The following is a 1670-nucleotide window of genomic DNA, read 5'->3' as shown; positions in this document are numbered from 1 at the left end:
CCCCCTGTGTCAGGATTGTTGTCACCCCTAAATAATCATTATTTTTAAAGACAGGGTGCGGCAAAAGAGAACAAAATGGCTCGGTATTCACCAGAACGTAAAGAGGCGATCCTTAAAAAATTATTACCGCCTCACAATTTAACGGTCGCAGAGGTTGCTCGGGAAGAAGGCATTGCGGTGCAAACCTTGTATCATTGGCGGGATATTGCCAGAAAAGAAGGTCGCCCCGTGCCAGGTAAAACATTAACAGCCGATGATTGGTCAGCTGAAGCCAAACTTGCCGTGATTATTGAAACTGCTCCGCTATCAGAAGCAGAAATAAGCCAGTATTGTCGTGAAAAAGGCTTGTACCGCGAACAAGTACAACAGTGGAAGTTGGAGTGCTTGTCTGGTTTTCAAACCTCAGAAGTACAAACTAAAACCATTAAACAGCAGGCCAAGGCTGACAAAGCCGAAATCAAATCGCTGCAACGGGAATTGCGCTACAAAGAGAAAGCGTTGGCAGAAGCTGCCGCATTACTGGTGCTCAGAAAAAAGCTCAATGCGCTCTGGGGGGACGACAGCGAGGAGAGCTAACCCCCTTGCCTGAGCGCATAGCATTGATTGCCTTAATTCAAGAGGCCTATACCAATGGTGCTCGCCTTTATAAGGCTTGTGCTGAAACGGGCCTCAGTAAGCGTACCTATCGACGTTGGTATCGAGAAGGTCAAGTACAAGCTGATTTAAGGCCGACAGCGGCTCGTCCAGAGCCCGCCAATAAACTCGAAGAACATGAGCGACAACAGATATTAAGTGTGTGTAATCAAGCGGAGTACGCCAGCTTACCCCCGTCGCAAATTGTGCCAACATTATTAGATAACGGGATTTATATCGCTTCGGAATCCAGCTTCTACAGAGTGTTAAATGCTCATGGTCAACTTAACCATCGTGGTCGCACTCAGGCTGCTGTTAATCGAAGCAAACCGTTAAGTTATCGGGCAGATGGGCCGAATCAAGTGTGGTCGTGGGACATCACTTATTTGGCTTCAACCGTCAAAGGCCAGTTTTATTATCTGTACATGTTTGAAGATATTTACAGTAGAAAAATAGTGGGTTACGAAGTTCACGAACAAGAATGCGGTGAGTACGCCGCCGCGCTAATCCAACGCTGCATGTTACGCGAACAATGTTTTAATACGCCATTAGTGCTGCACTCTGATAATGGGGCGCCGATGAAGTCATTGACCATGAAAGCCAAGCTAGAAGAACTCGGTATTACGGCATCATTAAGTCGGCCGCGGGTGAGTAACGACAACCCCTTTTCAGAGTCGTTATTTAAAACCTTAAAATACCGACCACAGTGGCCTGCATCAGGTTTTAGCAGCTTAGCAACAGCAAGAGAATGGGTGGAAAAGTTTGTAACCTGGTACAACGATGAACATAAACACAGCCAGCTCAATTTTGTCTCACCAGGACAACGTCATGCTCAGCTAGATAACGCTATTTTAGCCAAGCGTAAGGAAGTGCTTGAAGCGGCAAAGGCAAGAAGACCGACGCGCTGGTCTAAAGACGTGAGAAATTGTGAGGCAGTTGGGCCCGTGACCCTAAACCCAGATAAAGCACCAATAGAAGGGGTAATAAATGCAGCTTAATATTTAAGCAAAGAGTGACAACTACCTTGAAAAACACCG

General features: G+C 46.5%; 1 protein-coding gene. It reads left to right on the top strand.

Going from position 1 to position 1670, the window contains the following annotated elements; genetic code table 11:
* The first annotated feature begins 75 nt into the window (after nt 1-75).
* A protein-coding gene (locus tag B5P39_RS24285; protein WP_088213182.1) for an IS3 family transposase occupies nt 76-1631 on the top strand; the annotation gives its coding sequence in 2 pieces (ribosomal slippage) (nt 76-538 and nt 538-1631; 1557 coding nt in all).
* Nucleotides 1632-1670: the final 39 nt, after the last annotated feature.

The organism is Shewanella sp. Shew256 (genome assembly GCF_002196695.1).
Classification (GTDB): Bacteria; Pseudomonadota; Gammaproteobacteria; order Enterobacterales; family Shewanellaceae; genus Shewanella; species Shewanella mangrovisoli.
Note: the sequence above shows the minus strand (reverse complement) of the source record. Positions and strands in the feature narration are given on the sequence as shown.